General features: G+C 66.9%; 23 protein-coding genes. 12 read left to right on the top strand and 11 right to left on the bottom strand.

The window, feature by feature from the left end:
• Positions 1 to 147 precede the first annotated feature (147 nt).
• Complete coding sequence (locus tag AC6CHL_RS14690) at positions 148 to 840, bottom strand: rhomboid family intramembrane serine protease (protein ID WP_137191257.1); 693 nt, start codon at positions 838 to 840, stop codon at positions 148 to 150.
• 226 nt (positions 841 to 1066) lie between these two features.
• Between AC6CHL_RS14690 and AC6CHL_RS14685 the strand changes: the two genes are divergently transcribed.
• Positions 1067 to 2425, top strand: coding sequence for an outer membrane protein transport protein (locus AC6CHL_RS14685; protein WP_498295036.1), 1359 nt, complete (start codon positions 1067 to 1069; stop codon positions 2423 to 2425).
• A 192-nt stretch (positions 2426 to 2617) separates the two neighbouring features.
• On the opposite strand, the gene AC6CHL_RS14680 is transcribed toward AC6CHL_RS14685, so the two are convergent.
• Complete coding sequence (locus tag AC6CHL_RS14680; protein WP_498295034.1) at positions 2618 to 3349, bottom strand: ThuA domain-containing protein; 732 nt, start codon at positions 3347 to 3349, stop codon at positions 2618 to 2620.
• Between the two features lie 90 nt (positions 3350 to 3439).
• Positions 3440 to 6664, bottom strand: coding sequence for a bifunctional proline dehydrogenase/L-glutamate gamma-semialdehyde dehydrogenase PutA (gene putA, locus AC6CHL_RS14675; protein WP_498295032.1), 3225 nt, complete (start codon positions 6662 to 6664; stop codon positions 3440 to 3442).
• A gap of 506 nt (positions 6665 to 7170) precedes the next feature.
• On the opposite strand from putA, the gene coxB reads away from it, so the two are divergent.
• From coxB to AC6CHL_RS14650, 5 genes are all read left to right on the top strand, one after another.
• Positions 7171 to 8112 carry a cytochrome c oxidase subunit II gene (gene coxB, locus AC6CHL_RS14670; protein WP_498295030.1) on the top strand — a complete coding sequence of 314 codons (942 nt, stop codon included), beginning with the start codon at positions 7171 to 7173 and terminating at the stop codon, positions 8110 to 8112.
• A gap of 64 nt (positions 8113 to 8176) precedes the next feature.
• Positions 8177 to 9787 (top strand): cytochrome c oxidase subunit I, encoded by a 1611-nt coding sequence (gene ctaD, locus AC6CHL_RS14665; RefSeq protein ID WP_038690929.1) that lies wholly within the window; start codon positions 8177 to 8179, stop codon positions 9785 to 9787.
• Positions 9788 to 9794: 7 nt separating this feature from the next.
• The gene (locus AC6CHL_RS14660) at positions 9795 to 9929 is read left to right on the top strand and encodes a hypothetical protein (protein WP_275133788.1); all 135 of its coding nucleotides are present in this window, start codon (positions 9795 to 9797) and stop codon (positions 9927 to 9929) included.
• On the top strand, positions 9926 to 10519 hold the full coding sequence (locus tag AC6CHL_RS14655; protein WP_038690927.1) for a cytochrome c oxidase assembly protein: 594 nt from the start codon (positions 9926 to 9928) through the stop codon (positions 10517 to 10519). The genes AC6CHL_RS14660 and AC6CHL_RS14655 overlap by 4 nt, the downstream gene beginning before the upstream one ends.
• Before the next feature lie 22 nt (positions 10520 to 10541).
• Positions 10542 to 11417, top strand: coding sequence for a cytochrome c oxidase subunit 3 (locus tag AC6CHL_RS14650; RefSeq protein ID WP_038690925.1), 876 nt, complete (start codon positions 10542 to 10544; stop codon positions 11415 to 11417).
• Positions 11418 to 11470: 53 nt separating this feature from the next.
• Here AC6CHL_RS14650 and AC6CHL_RS14645 read toward each other — a convergent pair whose 3' ends face one another.
• On the bottom strand, positions 11471 to 11689 hold the full coding sequence (locus AC6CHL_RS14645) for a twin transmembrane helix small protein (RefSeq protein WP_038690924.1): 219 nt from the start codon (positions 11687 to 11689) through the stop codon (positions 11471 to 11473).
• A 57-nt stretch (positions 11690 to 11746) separates the two neighbouring features.
• Between AC6CHL_RS14645 and AC6CHL_RS14640 the strand changes: the two genes are divergently transcribed.
• From AC6CHL_RS14640 to AC6CHL_RS14620, 5 genes are all read left to right on the top strand, one after another.
• Entirely contained in the window at positions 11747 to 12481 is a 735-nt protein-coding gene (locus AC6CHL_RS14640; RefSeq protein WP_038690922.1) for an SURF1 family protein, read from the top strand.
• A gap of 27 nt (positions 12482 to 12508) precedes the next feature.
• A complete protein-coding gene (locus AC6CHL_RS14635) occupies positions 12509 to 13084 on the top strand; it encodes an SCO family protein (RefSeq protein WP_038690920.1) in 576 nt (191 codons plus the stop codon).
• Between the two features lie 11 nt (positions 13085 to 13095).
• A complete protein-coding gene (locus AC6CHL_RS14630; protein WP_448132870.1) occupies positions 13096 to 14304 on the top strand; it encodes a COX15/CtaA family protein in 1209 nt (402 codons plus the stop codon).
• A 4-nt stretch (positions 14305 to 14308) separates the two neighbouring features.
• Positions 14309 to 15199, top strand: coding sequence for a heme o synthase (cyoE, locus tag AC6CHL_RS14625; RefSeq protein ID WP_038690917.1), 891 nt, complete (start codon positions 14309 to 14311; stop codon positions 15197 to 15199).
• A gap of 77 nt (positions 15200 to 15276) precedes the next feature.
• A complete protein-coding gene (locus AC6CHL_RS14620; protein ID WP_498295027.1) occupies positions 15277 to 16095 on the top strand; it encodes a calcium-binding protein in 819 nt (272 codons plus the stop codon).
• A 278-nt stretch (positions 16096 to 16373) separates the two neighbouring features.
• Here the strand turns inward: AC6CHL_RS14620 and AC6CHL_RS14615 are convergent, their stop codons facing one another.
• From AC6CHL_RS14615 to rpsU, 6 genes are all read right to left on the bottom strand, one after another.
• Positions 16374 to 17372, bottom strand: a complete 999-nt coding sequence (locus tag AC6CHL_RS14615) for a bile acid:sodium symporter family protein (RefSeq protein WP_498295025.1) — start codon at positions 17370 to 17372, stop codon at positions 16374 to 16376.
• A gap of 52 nt (positions 17373 to 17424) precedes the next feature.
• Positions 17425 to 17877: a beta-lactamase hydrolase domain-containing protein gene (locus AC6CHL_RS14610; protein WP_498295050.1), complete on the bottom strand. Its 453-nt coding sequence runs from the start codon at positions 17875 to 17877 to the stop codon at positions 17425 to 17427.
• A gap of 92 nt (positions 17878 to 17969) precedes the next feature.
• Positions 17970 to 19700 carry a DNA primase gene (dnaG, locus tag AC6CHL_RS14605; RefSeq protein ID WP_498295023.1) on the bottom strand — a complete coding sequence of 577 codons (1731 nt, stop codon included), beginning with the start codon at positions 19698 to 19700 and terminating at the stop codon, positions 17970 to 17972.
• Positions 19701 to 19765: 65 nt separating this feature from the next.
• Entirely contained in the window at positions 19766 to 20722 is a 957-nt protein-coding gene (locus tag AC6CHL_RS14600; protein ID WP_051598914.1) for a YihY/virulence factor BrkB family protein, read from the bottom strand.
• A 162-nt stretch (positions 20723 to 20884) separates the two neighbouring features.
• Positions 20885 to 21331, bottom strand: a complete 447-nt coding sequence (locus AC6CHL_RS14595) for a GatB/YqeY domain-containing protein (protein ID WP_038690903.1) — start codon at positions 21329 to 21331, stop codon at positions 20885 to 20887.
• Positions 21332 to 21470: 139 nt separating this feature from the next.
• Positions 21471 to 21686 carry a 30S ribosomal protein S21 gene (gene rpsU, locus AC6CHL_RS14590; protein WP_002808376.1) on the bottom strand — a complete coding sequence of 72 codons (216 nt, stop codon included), beginning with the start codon at positions 21684 to 21686 and terminating at the stop codon, positions 21471 to 21473.
• A gap of 166 nt (positions 21687 to 21852) precedes the next feature.
• Here rpsU and tsaD point away from each other — a divergent pair, with 166 nt between their 5' ends.
• Positions 21853 to 22878, top strand: coding sequence for a tRNA (adenosine(37)-N6)-threonylcarbamoyltransferase complex transferase subunit TsaD (tsaD, locus tag AC6CHL_RS14585; RefSeq protein WP_498295019.1), 1026 nt, complete (start codon positions 21853 to 21855; stop codon positions 22876 to 22878).
• A 28-nt stretch (positions 22879 to 22906) separates the two neighbouring features.
• Here tsaD and AC6CHL_RS14580 read toward each other — a convergent pair whose 3' ends face one another.
• A complete protein-coding gene (locus AC6CHL_RS14580) occupies positions 22907 to 23557 on the bottom strand; it encodes a hypothetical protein (RefSeq protein ID WP_498295017.1) in 651 nt (216 codons plus the stop codon).
• Positions 23558 to 23656: the final 99 nt, after the last annotated feature.

Raw genomic sequence — 23656 nt, 5'->3', positions numbered from 1 at the left:
GAATGGATTCAACTGTGCGGGGAGCCGGCCAGCGGCCGGCACTACCGAACGGATTCAGTACGAGGAGCCGGCCAGCGGCCGGCACTACCGAACGGATTCAGGCGTGCGAGGAGCCGGCCAGCGGCCGGCACCACCGATGCGGTCGCGCTAGAACCCGTGCCGCTTGCGCAGCCGCCGCGCGATCGCCGCGCGCACGTACACGCCATAGCCCAGCCCGAACGCGAAGCCGGCGATGTGCGCCCACCAGGCCACCATGCCGAAGCTTGGCCCGATGTAGGCAAACACCACCTGCAGCGCCGCCCAGACCCCAATCAGCAGGTACGCCGGGGCGCGCACGAATTCCAGGAACAGGCCCAGCGGGATCACCACACCCAGCCGCGCGCCGGGGAACAGGGCCAGGTAGGCCCCGATCAACGCCGACACCGCGCCGCTGGCACCGATGATGATCTGGTCCGGGCTGCCCATGGTGTAGATCGCGGTCAGGTTGGAAATTGCGCCGCCCACCAGGAACAGCAGCATCAGCCGCCACGGCCCCAGCACGCGCTCGGCCGGCAGCCCGAAGATCAGCAGGAACACCAGGTTGCCCAGCAGGTGCGACCAGTCGGCATGCAGGAACAGGGCGGTGAACAGGCGCAGCACGCTGCCGTCCTGCAGGGTGGCCCACCAGTCCAGCGGGTGGGTCAGCCCGGTCGACAGCGCGCCCCAGTCCAGCCACAGACTGCGCCGGGCGTCCCCCGGGCGCGAGATCGACCACAGGAACGCCACCCACAGCGCCGCGAACAGCAGCGGGGTAGCCCAGCGGAAGGCAGACTTCTTGCGGGAAGGGATCGACACGAACATGGGTGCGCTAGCCTAGCGCGGTGACGCTCCGGACGGGGGATTGACGGGTTCAGCCTGAATAGCCACAAGGGCGACGACCGTTATTGTTTCATTAACCGGTCTGGGTATACTCCAATACGGCGTCGTATGTCGGGAGGGGAATCCGGCGCGTTGTTCCCGCCCCAGGGCAGGGATGACGCAGGCGCGCGTTGCCAAAACATCACCGCAATTCCGGAGAGAACCAAACATGCATACCGCTTCCACGCTTGCCCGCGTCACCGCCCTGGCCGTCGGCATCGCCGGTGTCCTGGCCGTCGGCCACGTCCACGCTGCCGCCTTCCAGCTGAAGGAAAACAGCGCCAAGGGTCTTGGCCGCGCCTTCGCCGGTTCGGGCAGCGCCCAGGGCGACGCCTCGATCATTGCCGTCAACCCGGCCGGCATGCGCCAGTTGGAAGGCATGCAGATCCAGGGTGACCTGAGCGCCATCAGCTTCTCGGCCGATTTCAAGGGCAGCGGCCGCAATGCCGGCCCGACCGGTGCCGGCACCGGCACCCCGATCTCGGGCGGTGACGGCGGCGACGCCGGCATGATTGCCCCGGTCCCGGCCGCTTACTTCCACATGCCGATCGGCGAAAAGGCCCACTTCGGCGTCTCGCTGACCGCCCCGTTCGGCTTCAAGACCGAATACGACAGCAACTGGGTCGGCCGTTACAGCGGCATCAAGACCGATCTGAAGGCCATCGACCTGGGCTTCGCCGCGTCCTATGACGTCAACCCGTACGTGTCCTTCGGCGCGTCGGTGTTCGTTGAACACCTGACCATCGAACTGACCAATGCCATCGACTACGGCGCACTGGTCAGCCAGCTGCGCGTGCCGACCTTCGCGCCGGGCTCCGATGACGGCACCCTGAAGGTCGAAGGCGACAACAACGCCGTCGGCTGGACCGTGGGCGGCCTGTTCAGCCCGGACGAGAACACCCACATCGGTATCAGCTACCGGTCGAAGGTGGAACACAAGATCACCAACGGTGAAGCCACCTTCGAGGGTGGTGAGCGTGCCCGTGCCATCCTGGCTCGCCCGAACGTGCGTCCGGGCTGGTTCGTGGACACCAGCGGTCGCGCCACGGTCACCATGCCGGCCTCGGCGACCTTCAGCGTCACCCACAACGTCAATGACCGCTGGACCGTCATGGGCGATGTGACCCGCACCGCGTGGTCGACCTCGTTCGACAAGGTGACCATCGATTACGCCTCCAACCAGGCCGACTCGAACCTCAACTTCGCCTACCGCGACACCACCTTCGTGTCGCTGGGTACGGACTTCAAGCTGAGCGACACCGTCACCCTGCGCGGCGGCGTGGCATACGACCAGACCCCGACCACCGACGCGCACCGCGACGTCCGCGTGCCGGACACCACCCGCAAGTGGCTGTCGCTGGGCGTGGGCTGGACCCCGTCGGCCAACATGGAATACAACTTCGGTTACACCCACCTGTTCACCAAGGATCCGAACGTCAACACGACCGCGGAAACCGGCAACAAGCTGGTGGGCAAGTACGATGTGGGCGGCGACGTGATTGCTGCGTCGTTCAACTACAAGTTCTGATCGACGTAGCAGTACTCCGTGTCTGAATGCAGAAAGCCCCGCGAAAGCGGGGCTTTTTGTTTGCCCGTCGCGCGGCGATGCCAGGCGGTGATGCACGGGCGTAACTCAGCCATCGGCAGTCGATCGGCATGCGCCGCTACCCGTGGAACGTGGAAGATCCGGTGGGCTGCGGATGCACGGGCGATCAGCGACTCAGCAGATCGGCGAGCGGCCCGCCGCATAACGCATACCCTGCCGCAGCTGCGCCAGGAAATGCGGGTTGCGGTACACCGCTTCGTCATGCCCCAGGCCGGTGTACCAGCTGCGCCCGCCGCCGAAACGATGGCACCAGGTGATGGGATGGTCCGCGCCCATGCTGCCGCCTTCGTAGCGCCTCTCGTCCACCGTAGCCACTACCTGCACGCGGCCGCGTGGGTTGTCGCGGTAGTTGTAGAGCTCGTCGCGGATCGGCCATGGCGTGCCGTGCGCGCGGCCGCCGCGCTCGGGCAGCACCTGCGTGTCCTGCAGGCCGGGCGGGTGCGCCTTGAACCATGCGCCCACCAGCTGTCCATACCAGGGCCAGCCGTATTCGGTATCGGCGGCCGCATGCACGCCGACGAAGCCGCCGCCACGGCCGATGAAATCTTCCAGCGCGGCCTGCTGGTTGGCGTCGAGCACATCGCCGGTGGTGCTGGCGAACACCACCACGCGGTAGCGCGCGAGGTTGGCGGCGGTGAACGCACCGGGGTCTTCGCTGTGGTCGGCGACCATGCGCTCGCCCGTGGCCAGCGTCTGCAGCGTGGCCACGGCCGTGGGGATGGAATCGTGCCGGAACCCGGCGGTGTGGGTGAACACCAGCACCCGCTCGGGTGGCGCAGCGGTGGCCTGCGCGATGCCGAGCAGGAGCACGGGAAGCAGCAGGGTTGTCCGAAGGAGGGTGCGCATGTGCGAATGATGGCACAGCGGCAAGGGACCGGGCGCAACAAAAAAAGCCCCGCTTTCGCGGGGCTTTTCAGTGCCGCCTTGCGCCGTGGATCAGTCGCCCAGGGTCAGCAGCGAGGCGTTGCCACCGGCGGCCGTGGTGTTCACGGTGACGGTCTTTTCGGTGGCAAAGCGCAGCAGGTAGTGCGGGCCGCCGGCCTTGGGGCCGGTGCCGGACAGGCCCTGGCCGCCGAACGGCTGCACGCCGACCACCGCGCCGATCTGGTTGCGGTTGACGTACACGTTGCCCACGTTGATGCGCGAGGAAATGCGGTCCACGGTTTCATCGATGCGCGAATGCACGCCCAGGGTGAGGCCGTAGCCGGTGGCGTTGATCTGGTCGATCACCGCATCCAGCTGGTCGCCCTTCCAACGGATCACGTGCAGCACCGGCCCGAAGACTTCCTTGTGCAGCTGGTCCAGGTTCTTCAGTTCGTACGCACGCGGCGCGAAGAAGGTGCCATGCGCGGCGGCTTCGTCGAGTTCGGCCGCGGCGATCAGGCGCGCTTCCCTCTCCATGCGCACCGCGTGGTCCTGCAGGATCTGCAGCGCGTCGGCGTCGATCACCGGGCCCACGTCGGTGGACAGCAGGCCCGGGTCGCCGACCTTCAGTTCGGCCATCGCACCGGACAGCATGGTCATCACCTTGTCGGCGATGTCGTCCTGCACGAACAGCACGCGCGCGGCCGAGCAGCGCTGGCCGGCCGAGGTGAACGCCGAACCGATGGCGTCCTTGACCAGCTGTTCCGGCAGCGCCGAGGAGTCGGCGATGAAGGCGTTCTGGCCGCCGGTTTCGGCGATCAGCACGCCAATGGCGGCATCGCGTGCGGCCATCGCGCGGTTGATTGCGCGGGCGGTGTCAGTGGAGCCGGTGAAGGCCACGCCGGCCACGCGCGGGTCGGCGGTGAGCGCGGCACCGACGGTGGCGCCGTCGCCCGGCAGGAACTGCACCACGCCTTCGGGCACGCCGGCGTCGAGCAGCAGCTTCACCGCGTAGTAGCCGATCAGGTTGGTCTGTTCGGCCGGCTTGGCGATCACGCTGTTGCCGGCGGCAAGCGCGGCGGCCACCTGGCCCAGGAAGATCGCCAGCGGGAAGTTCCACGGGCTGATGCAGACGAACACGCCGCGGCCATGCAGCTGCAGTTCGTTGGACTCACCGGTGGGGCTGGGCAGCTTTTCGGCGTGGCCGAACTGCTCGCGCGCCTGCTTGGCGTAGTAGCGCAGGAAGTCGACCGCTTCGCGCACTTCGGCGATGCCGTCGGGCAGGCTCTTGCCGGCTTCCTTGACGCACAGCGCCATGAACTCGGGCATGCGCGCTTCCAGCTGGTCGGCGGCGTGTTCCAGGATCGCCGCGCGGCTGGCGGCGGGGGTGCGGTTCCAGGCCGGCTGCGCGGCCACGGCATTGGCCAGCGCCTTCTCGACGGTGGCGCTGTCGGCCGGCTGCCACTGGCCCACCACCTGGCGCGTGTCGGCCGGGTTGGTCACGTTCAACAGCGCGCCGGTCGGGGTAGCGCCGGGCACCAGCGGCGCGGCCTTCCACGGCTTCACGGCGGCGTTGAGCTGCTCGGCCAGCGCGCGCAGGTCGTTGTCGTTGGCAAGATTGACGCCCATGGAATTGGTCCTGTCATGGTTCTGGCTGCGCAGCAGGTCGACCGGCAGCGGGATTTTCGGGTGGGGAATGGATGCGAACGAGGACACCGCCTCGACCGGATCGCGGATCAGGTCATCGATGGCCACCGCGTCGTCGGTGATGCGGTTGACGAAGCTGGAGTTGGCGCCGTTTTCCAGCAGGCGGCGCACCAGGTACGGCAGCAGGTCTTCGTGCGAACCGACCGGTGCGTACACGCGGCACGGCACGTTCAACCGATTGGCCGGCACCACTTCGGCGTACAGGTCATCGCCCATGCCGTGCAGCTTCTGGTGCTCGTACTGGCCCCCCTTGGCGATCGCCTTCACCGCGGCAATGGTGTGCGCGTTGTGGGTGGCGAACATCGGGTACAGCGCATCGGCATGCGAGAACAACCGCTTGGTGCACGCCAGGTAGGACACGTCGGTGTTCTGCTTGCGGGTGAACACCGGGTAGGCCGGCAGGCCGTCGATCTGCGCGCGTTTGATTTCCGCGTCCCAGTACGCGCCCTTGACCAGGCGCACCTGCAGGCGGCGACCGATGCGACGGGCCAGGTCGGCCAGGTAGTCGATCGTGTACGGGGTGCGCTTCTGGTAGGCCTGCACGACCACGCCGAAGCCTTCCCAGCCGCTCAGCGACGCATCGCTGACCACCGCTTCGATGATGTCCAGCGACAGTTCCAGGCGGTCGGTTTCCTCGGCATCCACGGTGCAGCCGATGCCATAGGACTTGGCCAGCTGCGCCAGTTCCAGCACGCCCGGGACCAGGTCGGCCATCACGCGCGCGCGCTTGGCATGCTCGTAGCGCGGGTACAGCGCCGACAGCTTGATCGAGATGCCCGGGGCCGCGTTGACGTCGCCGTCCGGGCGGCCGCCACGGGCCTTGTGGTCGCCACCGATGGAGTGGATCGCACGGCGGTAGTCTTCCAGGTAGCGCTTGGCGTCCTTCATGGTCAGCGCGCCTTCGCCGAGCATGTCGAACGAATAGCGGTAGCTGGCGTTGTCGCCCTTGTGCGAGCGCGACAGCGCCTCGTCGATGGTGCGGCCCATGACGAACTGGTGGCCCATGATCTTCATTGCCTGGCGCACGGCCAGGCGGATCACCGGCTCACCCACGCGGCCGATCAGGCGCGCGAACGCACCCGGCACGTCGGCGCGGGTGGCGTCGTTGATCTGCACCAGGCGGCCGGTCAGCATCAGGCCCCAGGTGGAGGCGTTGACCAGCACCGAGTCGCTGCCGCCCATGTGCTTTTTCCAGTCGGCATCGCCCAGCTTGTCGCGGATCAGCTTGTCGGCGGTGTCCTGGTCGGGAATGCGCAGCAGCGCCTCGGCCACGCACATCAGCAGCACGCCTTCCTCGCTGCCCAGGTCGTACTGGCGCATGAAGGCTTCGATCGCGCCCTGGTCTTGGGCACGCACGCGTACGCGCTTGACCAGGTCGGCGGCGGTGGCCTGCACCTGCGCCTGTTCGTCGGCCGGCAGGCGCGCCTGCGCCAACAGCTCGCGCACGTGGCTGGCCTCGTCCTTCATCCAGGCATCGGTGATGGCCTGGCGGAACGCAGGGGGAGGCGTGCGCAGCTCAGGCGACAGCAGCGGCGGACGGAGAGCGCCGGACGGGGCCGGGGCAGGAATCGGTGCGGAAGGTGCGGTCATGCCGGTTGGCTCGTGGAGAACTTGACCATTTTAATCGTTTTTTGGCGCTTGGAAGCACTTTCACGACGCTGCCTGATCACAGCCATAGCCTTTCATACAAAGGGATTCGGCGGGAACGAGGTGGCCTGTGAATAGTGTGCTGATTTCGTCAAAAGTACCGCCGGACCTCATGCTGTGTTGCACCATTCCTGAAAATGTGAATGGACCCTTGCTACTGTCGCGAGTGCAGGGCTACCATCGAGACGTTTCCTGCAGCAGGAATTGCGTCCCCCACAGGCGCTCCATGCCCCCGCTGTTCGTCCTGCTGTTTGCTGTGTTGAAGGTCCCGGAGCGCGAGGTCATCCCCGCCGCCGGGTAGTTGCCGGTCTGCGTCACCGCCCTGAATGGGCACGGTGCCGCGCCGGTGGCGAGAAGGACCGCTCGGGGCCAATCCACCGGCCCGGAAAACCAGAAGGCTTGCTCGCGGCCCGCAATGGCTGCAACCGACGACGCTAAGGGTCTAGGCAATGAAGCAACGCAGAAAGTGGGGCAGGACGTTCGCAACAGCAACAATGAGCGGGGCAGCACTGCTGGCGCCCGCATTGGCGTGGGCCCAGGCGGCCGACCCCAAACCGTGGCAGTTGAACATGGGCAAGGGGGTGACCCAGAGCGCGCGGTTGGCGTGGGAATCCAACCTGTTCTCGCTGTGGGTGTGCACCGTGATCGGCGTGATCGTGTTCGGCGCGATGTTCTACGCCATGTTCAAGTTCCGCAAATCCAAGGGCGCGGTCGCGGCCACCTTCAGCCACAACACCAAGGCCGAGGTCATCTGGACGGTGATCCCGGTGATCATCCTGGTGGTGATGGCCTGGCCGGCCACGGCCAACCTGATCAAGTTCTACGACACCCGCGATTCGGAAATGACCGTGAAGGTCACCGGCTACCAGTGGATGTGGAAGTACGAATACCTCGGTGAGGACGTCACCTTCACCAGCCGCCTGGACCGCGAGTCCGACCGCGTGCGGCAGAGCGGCACGGTGCCCACGCTGGCATCGCACCCGCACTACCTGCTGGAAGTGGACAACCGGCTGGTGCTGCCGGTGGATACCAAGGTGCGCTTCGTGATCACCTCCGACGACGTCATCCACGCCTGGTGGGTGCCGGCGCTGGGCTGGAAGCAGGATGCCATTCCCGGCTTCATCAACGAGGCCTGGACCAACATCGAGACGCCCGGCGTCTACCGCGGCCAGTGCGCCGAGCTGTGCGGCAAGGACCATGGCTTCATGCCCATCGTGGTGGAAGCGGTGTCCAAGGAGGACTTCCAGAAATGGCTGGCCTCACGCAAGCCCGCACCGGCACCTGCGCCGGCAGCGACGCCTGCAGCACCGGCACCCGCCGATGCCGCGCCTGCCGCCACGCCGGAGGCAACGCCGGCACCGGCACCGGCAGCAGCGGGCAGCAACGCCTGAAATCGAGCTGCGCCTGCCACCCGGCAGGCGTGGGTACCACCGGATCCAGTGAGGTGTAGTTGCGATGGCGCATTCCGCAGTTGACCACGATGGGCACCACGGGCATCAGCAGAGCTTCGTGGAGCGTTGGTTGTTCTCGACCAACCACAAGGACATCGGCACGCTCTACCTGCTTTTCAGCTTCATCATGTTCATCATCGGCGCGGCCATGAGCGTGGTCATCCGCGCCGAGCTGATGCAACCGGGCCTGCAGTTCGTCAAGCCCGAGTTCTTCAACCAGATGACCACCGTGCACGCCCTGGTGATGATCTTCGGCGGCGTGATGCCGGCCTTCGTCGGCCTGGCCAACTGGATGATCCCGCTGCAGATCGGCGCGCCGGACATGGCGCTGCCGCGCATGAACAACTGGTCGTTCTGGCTGCTGCCGGTGGCCTTCAGTTTGCTCCTGGTCACCCTGTTCCTGCCCGGTGGCGCGCCTGCCGGTGGCTGGACGCTGTACCCGCCGCTGTCGCTGCAGGGTGGCTACAACGTGGCCTTCAGCGTGTTCGCCATCCACGTGGCCGGCATCAGTTCGATCATGGGCGCGATCAACATCATCGCCACCGTGCTCAACATGCGCGCGCCCGGCATCGACCTGCTGAAAATGCCGATCTTCTGCTGGGCCTGGCTGATCACCGCCTTCCTGCTGATCGCGGTGATGCCGGTGCTGGCCGGTGCGGTGACCATGCTGCTCACCGACAAGTTCTTCGGCACCAGCTTCTTCAACGCGGCCGGCGGCGGCGACCCGGTGATGTTCCAGCACATCTTCTGGTTCTTCGGGCACCCGGAGGTGTACATCATGATCCTGCCGGCGTTCGGCGTGGTCAGCGAGATCATCCCCACCTTCAGCCGCAAACCGCTGTTCGGCTACCAGGCCATGGTCTACGCGGTGGCGGCGATTGCGTTCCTGTCGTTCATCGTCTGGGCCCACCACATGTTCACCGTGGGCATGCCGCTGGGCGGCGAAATCTACTTCATGTTCGCCACCATGCTGATCTCCATCCCGACCGGGGTGAAGGTATTCAACTGGGTGAGCACCATGTGGCGCGGTTCGCTCACCTTCGAAGCCCCGATGCTGTGGGCGGTGGCCTTCGTGATCCTGTTCACCATCGGCGGCTTCTCCGGGCTGATGCTGGCGATTGTGGTGGCCGACTTCCAGTATCACGACACCTACTTCGTGGTGGCGCACTTCCACTACGTGCTGGTCACCGGCGCGGTGTTCGCGCTGATCGCCGCGGTGTACTACTGGTGGCCGAAGTGGACCGGGCGGATGTACAGCGAGAAGTGGGCCAAGTTCCACTTCTGGTGGTCGATCGTATTCGTGAACCTGCTGTTCTTCCCGCAGCACTTCCTGGGCTTGGCCGGCATGCCGCGCCGTATCCCCGATTACAGCGTGGCGTTCGCCGACTGGAACCTGATCAGCTCGATCGGTGCGTTCGGCATGTTCGCCACGCCCTTCATGATGGCCGCGATCCTGCTGCACTCGCTGCGCCACGGCGAAAAGGCCACCGACCGGGTATGGGAAGGCGCGCGCGGGCTGGAGTGGACGCTGCCGTCGCCGGCACCGGCGCACACCTTCACCACGCCGCCGGTGATCCGCCCGGGCGACCTGGCCCATGACGACATCACCCACTGAGGTGGCCATGACGAACGCTCCCAACAACGTGGACATGCAGGCCCTGCAGCGCCGCCGCGCGCACCGCACCGCCTGGAAGATCGGGCTGGTGGCGGTGGCGGTGTACGTCGGCTTCATCCTGACCGGGGTGATCGGGCGATGAGCGACACCGGCCCGGCCGTTCCCGCACGCACAGCGGGCCTGCCCCGCCTGATCGGGGTGGCGCTGGCCGTGTTCGTGCTGACCTTCTCGCTGGTGCCGCTGTACCGCATCGCCTGCGAAAAGGTATTCGGCGTGCGCCTGGAGCGTGGTCCCGGCGCCGCGGCGGCGGGCGTCAGTGCGCCGGGCAAGCGCACCGTGCGGGTGGAGTTCGACGGCGGGGTCAATTCCAAGCTGCCGTGGGCGTTCCATCCCGAACAGCTGACCATGGACGTGGTGCCGGGCGAGCTCAACGAGGCGCTGTACTACGCCCGCAACGACAGCGACCGCGCGCTGGTGGGCAGCGCGGTGCCGTCGGTGGCACCGGCCAAGGCGTCGGGCTACTTCAGCAAGACCGAATGCTTCTGCTTCACCGCGCAGACCCTGCAGGCCGGCGAAAAGCGCGACATGCCGGTGCGCTTCATCGTCGACCCGGACCTGCCGGCCAACATCAAGACCATCACCCTGTCCTACACCTTCTACAAGAACGACGCGTTGTCGGCGCAGTTGCCTGCCGCCGTGGCGGCAACAGCCAACGCACACGCTGCTCCCTAGATACGCACCGGACCCCAAGACCATGGCCCAGCAAAGCCCCGATGCCAACGTGTACTTCGTGCCCACGCACAGCAAATGGCCGTTCATCGGTTCCATCGCGATGATGGTGACCATGGTGGGCGTGGCCAGCTGGCTCAATGATTCCGGCTGGGGCAAGTGGACCTTCTACGCCGGCATCGCGATGCTGGTGCTCACCCTGTTCTGGTGGTTCAGCGACGTGGTGCGCGAATCGCAGGCCGGCAACTACAACCGCCAGGTGGACGGTTCGTTCCGGATGGGCATGGTGTGGTTCATCTTCTCCGAAGTGATGTTCTTCGGTGCGTTCTTCGGCGCGCTGTTCTACACCCGCAACCTGGGCCTGCCGTGGCTGGGCGGCGAGGGCGACGGGGTGATGACCAACGAACTGCTGTGGGATGGTTATTCCGCCGCGTGGCCCACCAATGGCCCGGGCAGCATCGGCGGCCACTTCCAGACCATTCCGGCCTGGGGCCTGCCGCTGATCAACACGCTGATCCTGCTCACCTCCGGCGTCACCCTCACCATCGCCCACCACGCGCTCAAGGCCGGCAACCGCCGCCAGCTGCTGGTCTGGCTGGGCCTGACCGTGGTGCTGGGCGTGTTCTTCCTGACCCTGCAGGCCGAGGAATACATCCACGCCTACAAGGAACTCAACCTCACCCTGGGCTCGGGCATCTACGGCTCCACGTTCTTCATGCTCACCGGCTTCCACGGTGCGCACGTGCTGCTGGGCACCATCATGCTGGGCGTGATGTGGCTGCGCTCGGCCAAGGGGCACTTCACCCGTGACAACCACTTCGGCTTCGAAGCGGCGGCCTGGTACTGGCACTTCGTCGACGTGGTGTGGCTGATGCTGTTCCTGTTCGTCTACGTGCTGTAGCGTCGGGGCGACACCTGCCGCACCTGTCCGGGTGCGGCATCAGTGGAACGCGGTCAACCGCCGATGCCGTGGGGTTTGATCCAGCCGCTGTAGATGCCGATGGCCACAAGCGCGATCAGCGCCACCGACACCGCGATGCGGCGGGTGAGCGCATTGACGGTGCGCTTGGTCTGGCCGCGATCGACCAGCAGGTAATACAGCCCGGCGCCCAGATTCCAGACGATGACGATCAGAAACGCGATTACCAGCAGGGTCTTCAACGAATCATTCATGCGCGGCTCGATGGCAGGGCGGGTATGCCTATATCACCGCGTTTGGCCGCCGTTGTCATGATGCGAAAGCACACACGCCTGATCGGTTGGGTGGCCGCGGTGCTGGTGATCACCGGTTTCTGCCTGCTGGGCCACTGGCAGCTGCAGCGCATGCATGAAAAGCAGGCGCTGCTCGACCAGCAGGTGCCCGCGCATGCGCAGGCGCTGAGCCTGGCCGCCGCGCTGTCGGCGCCGCCCACGTTGCGCTGGGTGGAAGACCGCGGGCAGTACCTGCCCGGCACCGTGCTGCTGGACAACCAGACCCGCGAGGGCCGCGCCGGTTTCAAGCTGTACCAGCCTTTCCTGAGCGATGGTGGCGCGCGCGTGCTGGTCGACCTGGGCTGGCAGCCGATGCCGCCCGACCGCGTGCTGCCGCCCTTGCAGCCGCCACACGGCCACGCCCGCATCGCCGGGCTGCTGGCGCCGCCACCGGCCAGCGGCATCGCCCTGGGCCCGGCCTTGGCCACCACCGTGCAGCCCGGGATCTGGCTGGCCAACCGCATGCCCCCGGACGAGGTGGCGCGCGCGCTGGGGCTGCCCGCCGGCAGCCTGCCCACCCGCGTGCTGCGGCTGGACCCTTCGCTGCCCGGCGGCTACGCCCGCGACCTGGACCTGTTGCCCAACACGCTGCCGCCCAGCCGTCACCTGGGCTATGCGGTGCAGTGGTTCGGGCTGGCGTTGACCGTGCTGGTGGTCGCGCTGGTGCTGGAGCTGCGTTCGCGCCGCCGCGTTTCCCCCGACTCCCGGCGCTGACCGCCCCAACGTGAGAAAATGCCACCCATGAATGCCACTTCCCCGGAACGGCTGTCCCCGCGCTCACGCGGCCGCTGGACGCTGATCGCCCTGTTCGGCCTGTTCTTCGGTGCGATGGCGCTGGCCGGTGTGCTGCGCTTCTCGGGGTGGCAGCCCACCGCGCACCGCAACAGTGGCCAGTTGCTGCAGCCCCCCGCCGATCTGCGCGCGCTGCCGCCCACGCTGGCCAACGGCCAGCCGTATGCATGGAATCCGGAAGCGCGCACCTGGCGCATCCTGGTGGCCCCGTCTGCCGGCTGTACAAGCGCGTGCGTCACTTTGTCGCAGGGATTGGGCAAGGTGTGGCAGCTGTTCGGGCATAACGCCGATAATGTCGAGATCCTGTGGCTGGGCACGCCGCCGGCCGAGGTCCAGGGCGTGCCCGCATTGCGCGTGCTGCGCGACCAGCCCGACCTGCGTGCCGCATTGCCCGCCGTGGATGACCCTGCCGGCACGCCGGTGTATGTGATCGATCCCAACGGTTTCGTGATCATGCGCTATGCGCCGGGATTCGATATGGCCGGTCTGCGCAAAGACCTGGCCACGCTGCTGAAACTGAAGTGAGTTCTGTTTAGATGAGCCTCTCCGCACGCCCGGTGCTGCACCGCAATTTCCACCGTCTGGCGTGGTTTGCGCTGATCATGACCGCCAGCACGATCATGTTCGGTTCGTTCGTGCGCCTGTCAGATGCCGGCCTGAGCTGCCCGGACTGGCCCACCTGCTATGGCCGCGTCACCTGGCCGCAGCACGCCGCCGACGTGGTCGGGCACGAAGCGGCCAAGATCCGCCCGCTGGAAACCCACAAGGCGTGGCGCGAGCAGGTGCACCGCTTCCTGGCCGGCGCGCTCGGCATCGAGATCCTCACCCTGGCGCTGCTGGCCACGCGCCGCCGTCGCTGGGGCAGCACTGCCGTGGTCACTGCCTGCGTGCTGGTGGCCACCGGCATACCGCTCTACATGATGGGCATGCACGTGCCGGCCAGCATCCTGGCGATCATCGGCGAGGCCATCCTGCTGGTGGCCGCGCTGCGCTGGAACAACATCGACCTGGCCCGCGCCGCGTTGCTGACCCTGGCGGTGGTGATCTTCCAGGCGTTGCTGGGCATGTGGACGGTGACCTGGCTGCTCAAGCCGATCGTGGTAATGGGCCATCTGCTGGGGGGCATGCTGATGTTCGGCCTGCTGGTGTGGATGGCATGGCGTGCCACGCACATGCCGATCACGCTGGTGGAAGCGCCGAAGCTGAAGTGGCTGATCCGCGCCGGCGTGGCCGTGCTGGTGCTGCAGATCGCGCTGGGCGGCTGGGTCAGCGCCAACTACGCCGCGCTCGCCTGCGGCGGCGGCAGTGCATCGCTGGACAACTTCCCGCGCTGCGTCAGCCAGTGGTGGCCGCAGCACGATTTCAAGGAAGGCTTCACCCTGTGGCGCGGCATCGGCGTGGACTACGAAGGCGGGGTGCTCGACGGCGCCTCGCGGATTGCCATCCAGATGGCGCACCGCATGATGGCGATCGTGGTGGCCGTGTACCTGCTGTGGCTGTCGGTGCGCCTGTTCAAGCTGCCGAGCATGCGCGGCTGGGCGAGCGCGCTGGGCCTGCTGGTGGTGGCGCAGATCACCCTGGGCATTCTCAACGTGAAGCTGGCGGTGCCGCTGGAAGTAGCCGTGGCCCACAGTGGCGGCGCGGTGGCGTTGTTGTTCGTGCTGGTCACGCTGTTGGCGCGCCTGCGCGCGCCGGACGCGGACGGCAAGGCCGGTAGCACCGCCTCTGCCGTGCAGGCAGGCTGACGGCATGGCCAGTTATCGTCAGTACTGGGACCTGACCAAGCCCAAGGTCGTCGCCCTCATCGTCTTTACCGCGCTGGTCGGCATGTTCCTGGCCATCCCCGGGCTGCCCACCGCACAGCAGGCGCTGGACGGCGCGCTCGGTTTCCTCGGCATCTGGCTGGCGGCCTCGGCGGCCGCGGCCATCAACCAGTTGCTGGATGCGCGCATTGACGCGCAGATGGCGCGCACCTCGTGGCGCCCGCTGGTGGTGGGCAAAGTCAAGCCGTGGCAGGTACTGGTGTTTGCCGGGCTGCTGATCGCCCTGTCGATGACCATCCTGGTGGTCTGGGTCAACGTCATCACCGCCGTGCTGACCTTCGCCTCGCTGATTGGTTACGCGGTGATCTACACCGTGTACCTCAAGCGCGCGACCTCGCAGAACATCGTCATCGGCGGCCTGGCCGGCGCCACCCCGCCGATGCTCGGTTGGGCCGCGATCACCGGCATGCAGGGCCCGTGGGACTGGGCCTACGCATCGCTGCTGGTGCTGATCATCTTCATCTGGACCCCGCCGCATTTCTGGGCGCTGGCGATCTTCCGCCGCGAGGATTACGCCAAGGCCGAGATCCCGATGCTGCCGGTGACCCACGGCGTGGCGTATACCCGCAAGTCGATCATGGTGTACTCGATCGCACTGGCCGTGGTCAGCATCCTGCCGGTGGTGTTCGGCATGAGCGGCATGTTCTACCTCGGCGGTGCGATCGTGCTCAACGCGGTCTTCCTCTGGTATGCGTGGCGCATGCTGAACCCGCCGGATGAAATCTTCTCGATGAAGATGTTCGGCTATTCCATCGTCTACCTGATGGCGCTGTTCGCCTTCCTGATGGTGGACCACTGGATGCTGCCCTGGTTGTAGGGGGCGGGCGCGCTGCGACACGTTGAATTTCCCGCAAACGTCGCCATTGCTTTCATGACCGAACAGGACGTGACGGCATGAAACGATGGATGCGACGCGCAGTACTGGCCATGACACTGCTGTGCAGCACGGCGATTGCCGCGCCTGCGCCCGATGAGACGGCTACGCAGATCATGCGGCACGCCGGCGAGCACCGCCTGGTCGTGCTCGGCGAATATCACGGTACTGCCGAAACGCCGCTGCTGGTGGCCGACCTGATGGAGCGCTACAGCCGTGACACGGCCGCCGTGCGGCTGGCACTGGAACTGCCGATGAGCGAGAACGTCGCCCTGGCACGCTACCTGCGCTCGGACGGTGGTACCGACGCGCGCGAGACGCTGCGCACGTCGCCGTTCTGGGCGGTGAAGGACGATCAGCATGACGGCCGGCGCAGCCGCGACATGCTCGCGCTGATCGAGGCCGTCCGTGTGTTGCGGGTCCAGGGCCGCGATGTCGGCGTGGCCGGCTATGACACCGAAACCGGCGCCTCCACCAGCAGTGACCAGCGCGATGCGGCCATGGCCACGCACCTGCGCCAGCAGTTCAACGCGCTGCCCGCCGATGCACGGATGCTGGTGCTGACCGGCAACGTGCATGCCATGCGCACCCGGTCGGCCGATGCGCCCGCAGAGATGCAACAGAAGATGATGGCCGCGCACCTGCTGGACCTGCCGCTGTACAGCGTGCGTCTGGAAGCGCTGCGTGGCCATTTCTGGGCGTGTTTTCAGCCGTGCCGCGCGGTACCGCTGATCGAGCGTCCGCCGCGCGCGGCGAAAGAAGATACAGACGCGGATCGGCAGTACGACCTGTGGATATGGATGCCCGCGTTGAGCGTTGCCACCCTGACCGACCGCTGAGGTTACGCCGCTCGCTGCGGACTAGACCCCAGTATTGCGCCACGGATGTTGCGTGCGCCGCGGCGATGCACGGCGGGTCCGGTAGGGTCGTTTCCCAAACGACTGCCGACCGTGCGTGCCGGCCGATAGTGAGCATGACGCACATCGGAGCGTGCCTTGGATACCGTGGCAAATGCGCCTTTCCGGTTCAGGTCACGCTGACATCGCGCCGATCCACGGTATCGGCAGTCGTTTGGGAAACGACCCTACCGAAGGTAGATCCGCGAACCTTGCGTGATTCATTCCGGGCGGACGGTTGGCGCCGGGTCAGTGGGATCGCGCGCATACCGCTGCGCGATCATCGCGCAGACGATCAGCTGGATCTGGTGGTAGATCATGATCGGCAGCACGATCGCGCCCAGGCTGCCGCCGGCGAACAGTACCTTGGCGATCGGGACGCCGGTGGCCAGGCTTTTCTTGGAGCCGCAGAACAGGATGGTGATTTCGTCTTCGCGGTTGAAGCCCAACCGGCGGGCGATGAAGCGGATCAATGGCATCGCGATGCCGAGCAGGACGGCGGCAACAATGGCCACGGTGAACAGCGATACCAGCGGCGTCTTGCTCCACAGCCCTTCGCTGACCGCTTCGCCGAACGCGGAATACACCACCAGCAGGATGGTGGCCTGGTCGGTGTAGCGCAGCAGCGCGCGCTGGCGTTCCACCCAGCCGGCAATCCACGGGCGCAGCAGGTGGCCGGCCACGAACGGCACCAGCAGCTGCAACATGATGCTGACGATGGCCTGCACCGGGTTGTGCATACCGCCCTCGGTGCCGGCGAGCAGGGCCAGCAGCAAGGGGGTGAGGAACACGCCGAGGATGCTCGACAGCGAGGCGCTGCACACCGCCGCCGGCACGTTGCCGCGCGCCATCGAGGTGAAGGCGATGGACGACTGCACCGTGGACGGCAGCGCACACAGGAACAGCACGCCGATGTACAGCTCGGGCGTGAGCAGCCAGCCATCGAGCGGTTTGAACAGCAGCCCCAGCAGCGGGAACAGCACGAAGGTGCACGCCAGGATGGTCAGGTGCAGGCGCCAATGCAGCACCCCGGCCACGATCGACTCACGCGGCAGGCGCGCACCGTGCAGGAAGAACAACGCGGCAATGGCCACGTCGGTGACATCGTCGAGCACCATCGCCGCCGCGCCGTGCATGGGCAGCAGCGAGGCCAGCAGCACGGTGCAGAGCAGGGCGAGGGTGAAGTTGTCCGGCCGCAGGCGCGACCACCAGGGCTTCATGCGCGGCATGCTCCTGTGAGGATGAAAAGAGAGAGGGAAAACACGCGCTGACTCAACGCGCGGCAGCCTGTTCGAGCAGGGCGCGGGTAGGCGCTTCCAGCGAGGTCATGCCGGCATCGCGACCCAGCTGCAGGGCGTGCTCCACCGGGGCACCATCGCGTGCGTTCAACAGCGCCAGCAGCGCACCGGCGCGGTTGCCGGAGGCGCAATGCACCAGCACCGGGCCGCTGCTCTGCGCCAGTGCCGTGCGCAGCGCGTGCGCATTGGCGTCGGTCAGGCCGGCAGCGCCGGCCACCGGTATGCGTACATAGCGCAGGCCCAGGCGTTCGGCGGCGGCGGTTTCATCGAAGCCGCGGTCTTCATCGGGCTGGCGCGGGTCGATCACGGTGGTGACGCCGGCGTCCGCGGCCTGTTGCAGCTGGGCGGCACTGGGCTGGCCGGCGCTGTACAGCTGCGGGCGCGGCTGCGCGAAGGGCAGCGTGTCGGCCACCGCAGGCAGTGCCATGGCCAGCAGGGCGGCGAGGGCGCCAAGGCGGACGTGGCGGGCGAAGGATGCGGCGGGGTTCACTCGGGGAGAGGCCACGGCTGCTCCGTTGGTCAGAAGCGGAGGGTGCTGCGCGCCTTGAGCAGTTCGCGCAGTTCGTACTTGTCAGTATCGTCCAGACCCTGCTGGCTCTGCTTTGCCTGAAGCTCATCCATGCGTTGCCGCATCAGCTGCTTTTCAAGCTGGGCCACCGCATCGTGCAGTTCCTCGGTCCACATCGCCTCGTCGCCTGGCTGGGTGTGGGCGGCCAGTTTCTGCAAGGAGGCCTGTTCCTCGCGCCCCTCGAAATGCTCCAGCAGTGCGCCGGTGGTGATGTCCGGGCGCTGTTCGACCAACCCAAGCAGCTCCAGCAGCAGTTCAATGCCGGGCAGGCGCAGGCCGTTGAAGTGGTGGCCTTCCAGGGTCATGGCCAGCGAGGGTTGCTGCAGCAGGATCGCAATGGCCGCGCGCACCAGGCTGCGGCGCTGGGTGGGTGCCACCGCACGCGGTGATGGGCGCGAGGGCTGCGCCGATGCCGTGGGCCGGGCACCCAGCCCGGTGAGCGTGGTCAGCTGCTGCTTCATCAGGTCGCCGAAGGCGCCATCGGGAATCTGCGCCAGCATCGGCTTGGCCCGCTCGGCCAGCCGCGCCTTGCCGTCCAGCGTGGCCATGTTGACCTCGCGGGTGAGCTCGTCGAAGAAGAACTGCGACAGCGGCGTGGCCTGCTTGAGGCGTTCGTCGAATGCGGCGCTGCCTTCCTTGCGCACGATGGTGTCGGGGTCTTCGCCGTCGGGCAGGAACAGGAAGAACGCCTGGCGGCCGTCCTTCATGCGCGGCAGCACCGACTCCAGCGCGCGCCAGCCTGCGCGGCGGCCGGCGGCGTCACCGTCGAAGCAGAAGAACACGTCCGGCGCATTGCGGAACAGCAGCTCGGCGTGGTCCGGCGTGGTGGCCGTGCCCAGCGTGGCCACCGCCTGGGTGACCCCGTACTGGAACAGCGAGACCACGTCCATGTAGCCTTCGACCACGATCAGCCGCTCGATCTTCTGGTTGGCGTGGCGCACCTGCCACAGGCCGTACAGTTCGCGGCCCTTGTGGAACAGCGCGGTCTCGGGCGAGTTGAGGTACTTGGGGCCGTCGTCCTTCTCCATGACCCGGCCGCCGTAGGCGATCACGCGGCCGCGGCGGTCGAAGATCGGGAACATCACCCGGTCGCGGAACTTGTCGTAGACATGGCCGCGGTCGTTCTTGGAAAACAGCCCGGCGCGGTCCAGCAGCTTCATGCGCCGCTCGTCCTTGCCCAGTGCGTCCTTCAACGCGCTGTAGCCGTCGGGTGCATAGCCGATCGCGAACCGCGTGCGGTTTTCCTCGTCTACGCCGCGCTGGTCCAGGTAGGCGCGGGCCTTGTCGCTTTCCTCCAGCGATTTCTGGAAGAAGCGCGTGGCCGCATCCAGGGCCGAGTACAGCTCGCGGCTGTCGTCCTGCTGCTGGGCGGTGCGCGGCTGGGTATCGCGCGGCACTTCCATGCCCACACGCTTGGCCAACTCATCAACCGCGTCGAGGAACTCGAGGCGGTCGTAATTCATCAGGAAGCTGATCGCGGTGCCATGCGCGCCACAGCCGAAGCAGTGATAGAACTGCTTGGTGGGCGAGACCGTGAACGAGGCCGAGCGCTCGTCGTGGAACGGGCAGCGTGCGGCGTATTCCTTGCCCTGGCGCTTCAGCGGCACGCGGCTGCCCACCACCTCGACAATGTCGGAGCGGGCCAGCAGGTCGTCGATGAATGCGTCGGGGATACGGGCCATGGGCAGCAGGCAGGTGGCGCGACCGGTAACGGCCACGCAGGGCAGCGGGGGACACCGCTAGTCTACTAGCTGCCGGTCGCTTCGCCCGGTTTGGGCACGGCGATGCCCGCCTGGGCCAGGTGGAAATGCGCGCGCAGGCGTTCATCGATGACCGCGGTCATCAGCGCGCCCACGAAGAACACCACCGTGGCGTAGTAGATCCACACCAGCGAGATCACCAGCGCGCCCATCGAGCCGTAGGCGCTGCCCGGCGCGACGGTGGCGATGTACAGGCCGATGCCATAGCGGCCCAACGCGAACAGCGCCGAGGTGATGGCCCCGCCGATGAAGGCTTGTCGCCAGGCCACGCGGCGGTCGGGCAGGTAGTGATACAGGAAGGCGAAGCCCACCGTGTACAGCGCCAGGCTGGTCAGGTAGCCGATTGCCGGCAGCACCGAGGGCAGCTGCGCGAAGGCCACCTGCAGCATGGTGGTGGCGGTCATCGACAGGATCAGCAGGAAGCCCAGCGCCAGCACCACGCCGAAGGAGAACACGCGCTTGCGCAGCCACGCCACGATGCCGTCCAGGCGCTCGCCACTGGTGTTGAAGATCAGGTTCAGCGCGTTCTGCAGCTGCGCAAACACCGCCGTGGCGCCGATGAACAGCAGCAGCGTGCTCCAGACCCCGGCCAGCGAACCCACGTCGGGCTGGTTGTCGGCGTTCTTGAGCACGGTGTCGGCCACGGTGGCGGCACTACTGCCGGCCACGTCGTTGATCTGGGCGATCAGCGCCTGTTGCGCCGGCGGATACAGCGAGGCGGTGAGCCACAACAGCAGCACCAGCAGCGGCGCCATCGACAGCAGGGCGTAGAAGGAGACCGAGGCGGCCTGGGTGAGCACGTCGATCTCGACGAAGCGCTTGCCCACGGCCATCGGGAAGCTGCGTTGCAGCCGGTCGACATACTTGCGCAGCCGCGGCGGCACGCCGGCGTGGGCGGGCGAGGGATCGGCGTCGGGGGTGGGGGCAGGCGGCAGTGAAGACATGCGGCCGATTTTTGCAGGCCCGGGTCGAAGGCGGGGTGAAGCGGGCGCGCGGCAGTGCGCGTGCATGCATGCATGCACCGACCAACGGTCGGTGCCTACCGGAATCCGGATGACGTACATCCGGCGAGGCAGGTAGCGACCGTGGGTCGCTACCTGGCCCGATCAGCCTGCCAGCTGCTGCTTGACCAGCTTGGACACCAGGCCCATGTCGGCCTGGCCGGCGAGCTTGGGCTTCAGTGCGCCCATCAGCTTGCCGATGTCGGCCGGGCTGGCCGCGCCGGTTTCGGCGATGGCGGCCTGGATGGCGGCCACGATCTCGGCCTCGCCCAGCTTGGCCGGCAGGTACTGGTCGATGACCAGGATCTCTTCGCGCTCGATCACGGCGAGGTCTTCACGGTTGGCCGCTTCGAACTGGCTGACCGAATCCTTGCGCTGCTTGACCATCTTTTCCAGCACGGCCAACGCGGTGGCGTCGTCCAGCTCGATGCGCTCGTCCACTTCCTTGCGCTTGATGTCGGCCAGCATCAGGCGGATCACGCCCAGACGGTGCTTCTCGCCGGCCTTCATGGCGGCCTTCATGTCATCGGTAAGCTGCTGTTTCAGGCTCATGGAACACCTCGTATTCGGTCAAAAGGGCGGAAAGAGACGCCAAACGACTGGAACGCAAAAAGCCGGCAACGCTCGCGCGTTCCGGCTTCGGCTCCGCCACGACAGACCAGCGGCCTGTCGCATCGAAGTTGCGTCCGACTCAGTACAGGCGCTGACGCTTGGTGACGTCGCGCGACGACCGGCGCAGCTGACGCTTCACAGCAGCAGCAGCTTTACGCTTGCGCTCCTGGGTCGGCTTTTCATAGAACTCGCGCTTGCGGGTTTCGGCCAGCACGCCGGCCTTTTCGCAGGTGCGCTTGAAGCGACGGAGCGCAAACTCGAAGGGCTCGTTCTCGCGGACTTTAACGCTGGGCATGGAATCTCCGGGACACAGTAGAACCGGGTCACGCCCGGTGAGAGCCGCACATTATAGCGGCGACAAAAGAAGTTGCAACCCACCCCGGCAAACTTCTTGGCCACAGGTGGTGTCAGGTGGGCTGGCGGTAACGCTGCCGGGGCCTCAGCGGTCCATAATACCCGGTATGCGAGTCCTTGGTATTGAATCTTCCTGTGATGAGACCGGCGTGGCGGTGTACGACACCGCCCTGGCCGGCCCGGACGCCCTGCGCGCCCATGCGGTCTATAGCCAGATCGCCCTGCACGCCGAGTACGGCGGGGTGGTGCCTGAACTGGCCAGCCGCGACCACGTGCGCAAGCTGCTGCCGCTGATCCGCCAGACCTTGGCCGAGGCCGGGATGGGCGTGGCCGACATCGACGGGGTGGCCTATACGGCCGGCCCGGGGCTGGTTGGCGCGCTGCTGGTGGGGGCGGGCGTGGCCCGCTCGCTGGCCTGGGCGCTGGAGGTGCCGGCGGTCGGGGTACACCATATGGAAGGGCATCTGCTGGCCCCGCTGATGGAAGATGACCCGCCGCAGGCGCCGTTCGTGGCGCTGCTGGTGTCCGGCGGGCATACCCAGCTGGTGGCGGTGGACCGGATCGGCCAGTACCGCCTGCTGGGCGAGACCCTGGACGACGCGGCCGGCGAGGCCTTCGACAAGACCGCCAAGCTGATGGGCCTGCCGTACCCGGGCGGCCCGCAACTGGCGGCGCTGGCCGAGCGCGGTACCCCCGGCAAGTACAGATTCACCCGCCCCATGACCGACCGGCCCGGGCTGGATTTCAGCTTCTCCGGCCTGAAGACCCAGGTGCTGCTGGCCTGGCGCGACAGCGACCAGAGCGAGCAGACCCGCGCCGACATCGCCCGGGGCTTTGAAGACGCCGTGGTGGACACCCTGGCCATCAAGTGCGAGCGCGCGCTGGATGAGGCCGGCACCGATGTGATCGTGGTGGCCGGCGGGGTAGGGGCCAACAAGCGGCTGCGCGCCAAGCTTCAGCAGATGGCGGCCCGCCGCGGCGGCCGGGCCTGCTTCCCGCGCCCGTCGCTGTGCACCGACAACGGCGCGATGATCGCCTTCGCCGGCGCACTGCGGCTGGAAGCCGGCCAGCACAACCCGCCGCAGGTGCAGGTCACCCCGCGCTGGGACATGGCGACGCTGCCGGCGGTGTAGGTGACAGCGGCACGGAGGGGCGCAGCGCTCAGTTGGGGCGCTGCAGCAACAGCGGGGTCACCGTTTCTACGCGATCCATCCAGCGCACCACGTCCGGGCACCGCAGCCCGACGAGCTTGGTGATGGTGGCAAAGTCTTCACCTAGGTCACGCATGAAGACCGGTTCGTGATGCGCGATCCGGTTACGCAGTGTCCTGACCCGCTGAAGATCGGCGTGAAGGGTGGCCCGGACACCGTGCGGCGGTCCCAATTGTCCGGCACCAGGGAGCACGCGATGGAGGGTTGGTCCCCACAGGCCAGCGTCGAATCGTTGGGTGAACATGTGTTGCCAGAAGGCTAAGCGCAGCGCGGCAATCACCGACGATGTCGTAGGGAACCTGGCCGTCGCACGCTGTAACTCTGCACGTGCGTTGTAGCCATCCGAGCCGCTTCCCGGGAGGCTCGAATAAAATCCACGTTGCCACGGCCACCGTTCCCCGTGCTGCTGCTCAAGCGCCTCGGCGACTGCATTGCGGATGACAACCTCGCAGACATGGAGCGGTAGCAGGAAGGCGCCACTGATGCGCAGGTTCCACTGATAGAGCGTAAATGGGTGGACGGCAGCAGAACCGATGGCCCGTTCGAACGTACGCATGCGCGCTGCCGAGAACGAGCGATGAATGAGTTGCAGGTCGCGCAACGGGAAGGATCCGCTAGGAAGTGATTGATCCTAGGCGGCAGCGTGCTGGTTCCGGCATCAGGAAACGTCGCGAAGACTACTGATGTATTCCATCATCCG

Source organism: Stenotrophomonas sp. GQ19 (genome assembly GCF_059758695.1).
The sequence above is the reverse complement of the archived record's forward strand: the minus strand, read 5'-3'. Positions and strand labels throughout refer to the sequence as shown.

Excerpts from the sequence above, each read along its gene's own strand:
- AC6CHL_RS14690 (WP_137191257.1), bottom strand. The coding sequence starts at position 840 with ATGTTCGTGTCGATCCCTTCCCGCAAGAAGTCTGCCTTCCGCTGGGCT.
- AC6CHL_RS14685 (WP_498295036.1), top strand. The coding sequence starts at position 1,067 with ATGCATACCGCTTCCACGCTTGCCCGCGTCACCGCCCTGGCCGTCGGC.
- AC6CHL_RS14680 (WP_498295034.1), bottom strand. The coding sequence starts at position 3,349 with ATGCGCACCCTCCTTCGGACAACCCTGCTGCTTCCCGTGCTCCTGCTC.
- putA (WP_498295032.1), bottom strand. The coding sequence starts at position 6,664 with ATGACCGCACCTTCCGCACCGATTCCTGCCCCGGCCCCGTCCGGCGCT.
- coxB (WP_498295030.1), top strand. The coding sequence starts at position 7,171 with ATGAAGCAACGCAGAAAGTGGGGCAGGACGTTCGCAACAGCAACAATG.
- ctaD (WP_038690929.1), top strand. The coding sequence starts at position 8,177 with ATGGCGCATTCCGCAGTTGACCACGATGGGCACCACGGGCATCAGCAG.
- AC6CHL_RS14660 (WP_275133788.1), top strand. The coding sequence starts at position 9,795 with ATGACGAACGCTCCCAACAACGTGGACATGCAGGCCCTGCAGCGCCGC.
- AC6CHL_RS14655 (WP_038690927.1), top strand. The coding sequence starts at position 9,926 with ATGAGCGACACCGGCCCGGCCGTTCCCGCACGCACAGCGGGCCTGCCC.
- AC6CHL_RS14650 (WP_038690925.1), top strand. The coding sequence starts at position 10,542 with ATGGCCCAGCAAAGCCCCGATGCCAACGTGTACTTCGTGCCCACGCAC.
- AC6CHL_RS14645 (WP_038690924.1), bottom strand. The coding sequence starts at position 11,689 with ATGAATGATTCGTTGAAGACCCTGCTGGTAATCGCGTTTCTGATCGTC.
- AC6CHL_RS14640 (WP_038690922.1), top strand. The coding sequence starts at position 11,747 with ATGATGCGAAAGCACACACGCCTGATCGGTTGGGTGGCCGCGGTGCTG.
- AC6CHL_RS14635 (WP_038690920.1), top strand. The coding sequence starts at position 12,509 with ATGAATGCCACTTCCCCGGAACGGCTGTCCCCGCGCTCACGCGGCCGC.
- AC6CHL_RS14630 (WP_448132870.1), top strand. The coding sequence starts at position 13,096 with ATGAGCCTCTCCGCACGCCCGGTGCTGCACCGCAATTTCCACCGTCTG.
- cyoE (WP_038690917.1), top strand. The coding sequence starts at position 14,309 with ATGGCCAGTTATCGTCAGTACTGGGACCTGACCAAGCCCAAGGTCGTC.
- AC6CHL_RS14620 (WP_498295027.1), top strand. The coding sequence starts at position 15,277 with ATGAAACGATGGATGCGACGCGCAGTACTGGCCATGACACTGCTGTGC.
- AC6CHL_RS14615 (WP_498295025.1), bottom strand. The coding sequence starts at position 17,372 with ATGAAGCCCTGGTGGTCGCGCCTGCGGCCGGACAACTTCACCCTCGCC.
- AC6CHL_RS14610 (WP_498295050.1), bottom strand. The coding sequence starts at position 17,877 with ATGGCACTGCCTGCGGTGGCCGACACGCTGCCCTTCGCGCAGCCGCGC.
- dnaG (WP_498295023.1), bottom strand. The coding sequence starts at position 19,700 with ATGGCCCGTATCCCCGACGCATTCATCGACGACCTGCTGGCCCGCTCC.
- AC6CHL_RS14600 (WP_051598914.1), bottom strand. The coding sequence starts at position 20,722 with ATGTCTTCACTGCCGCCTGCCCCCACCCCCGACGCCGATCCCTCGCCC.
- AC6CHL_RS14595 (WP_038690903.1), bottom strand. The coding sequence starts at position 21,331 with ATGAGCCTGAAACAGCAGCTTACCGATGACATGAAGGCCGCCATGAAG.
- rpsU (WP_002808376.1), bottom strand. The coding sequence starts at position 21,686 with ATGCCCAGCGTTAAAGTCCGCGAGAACGAGCCCTTCGAGTTTGCGCTC.
- tsaD (WP_498295019.1), top strand. The coding sequence starts at position 21,853 with ATGCGAGTCCTTGGTATTGAATCTTCCTGTGATGAGACCGGCGTGGCG.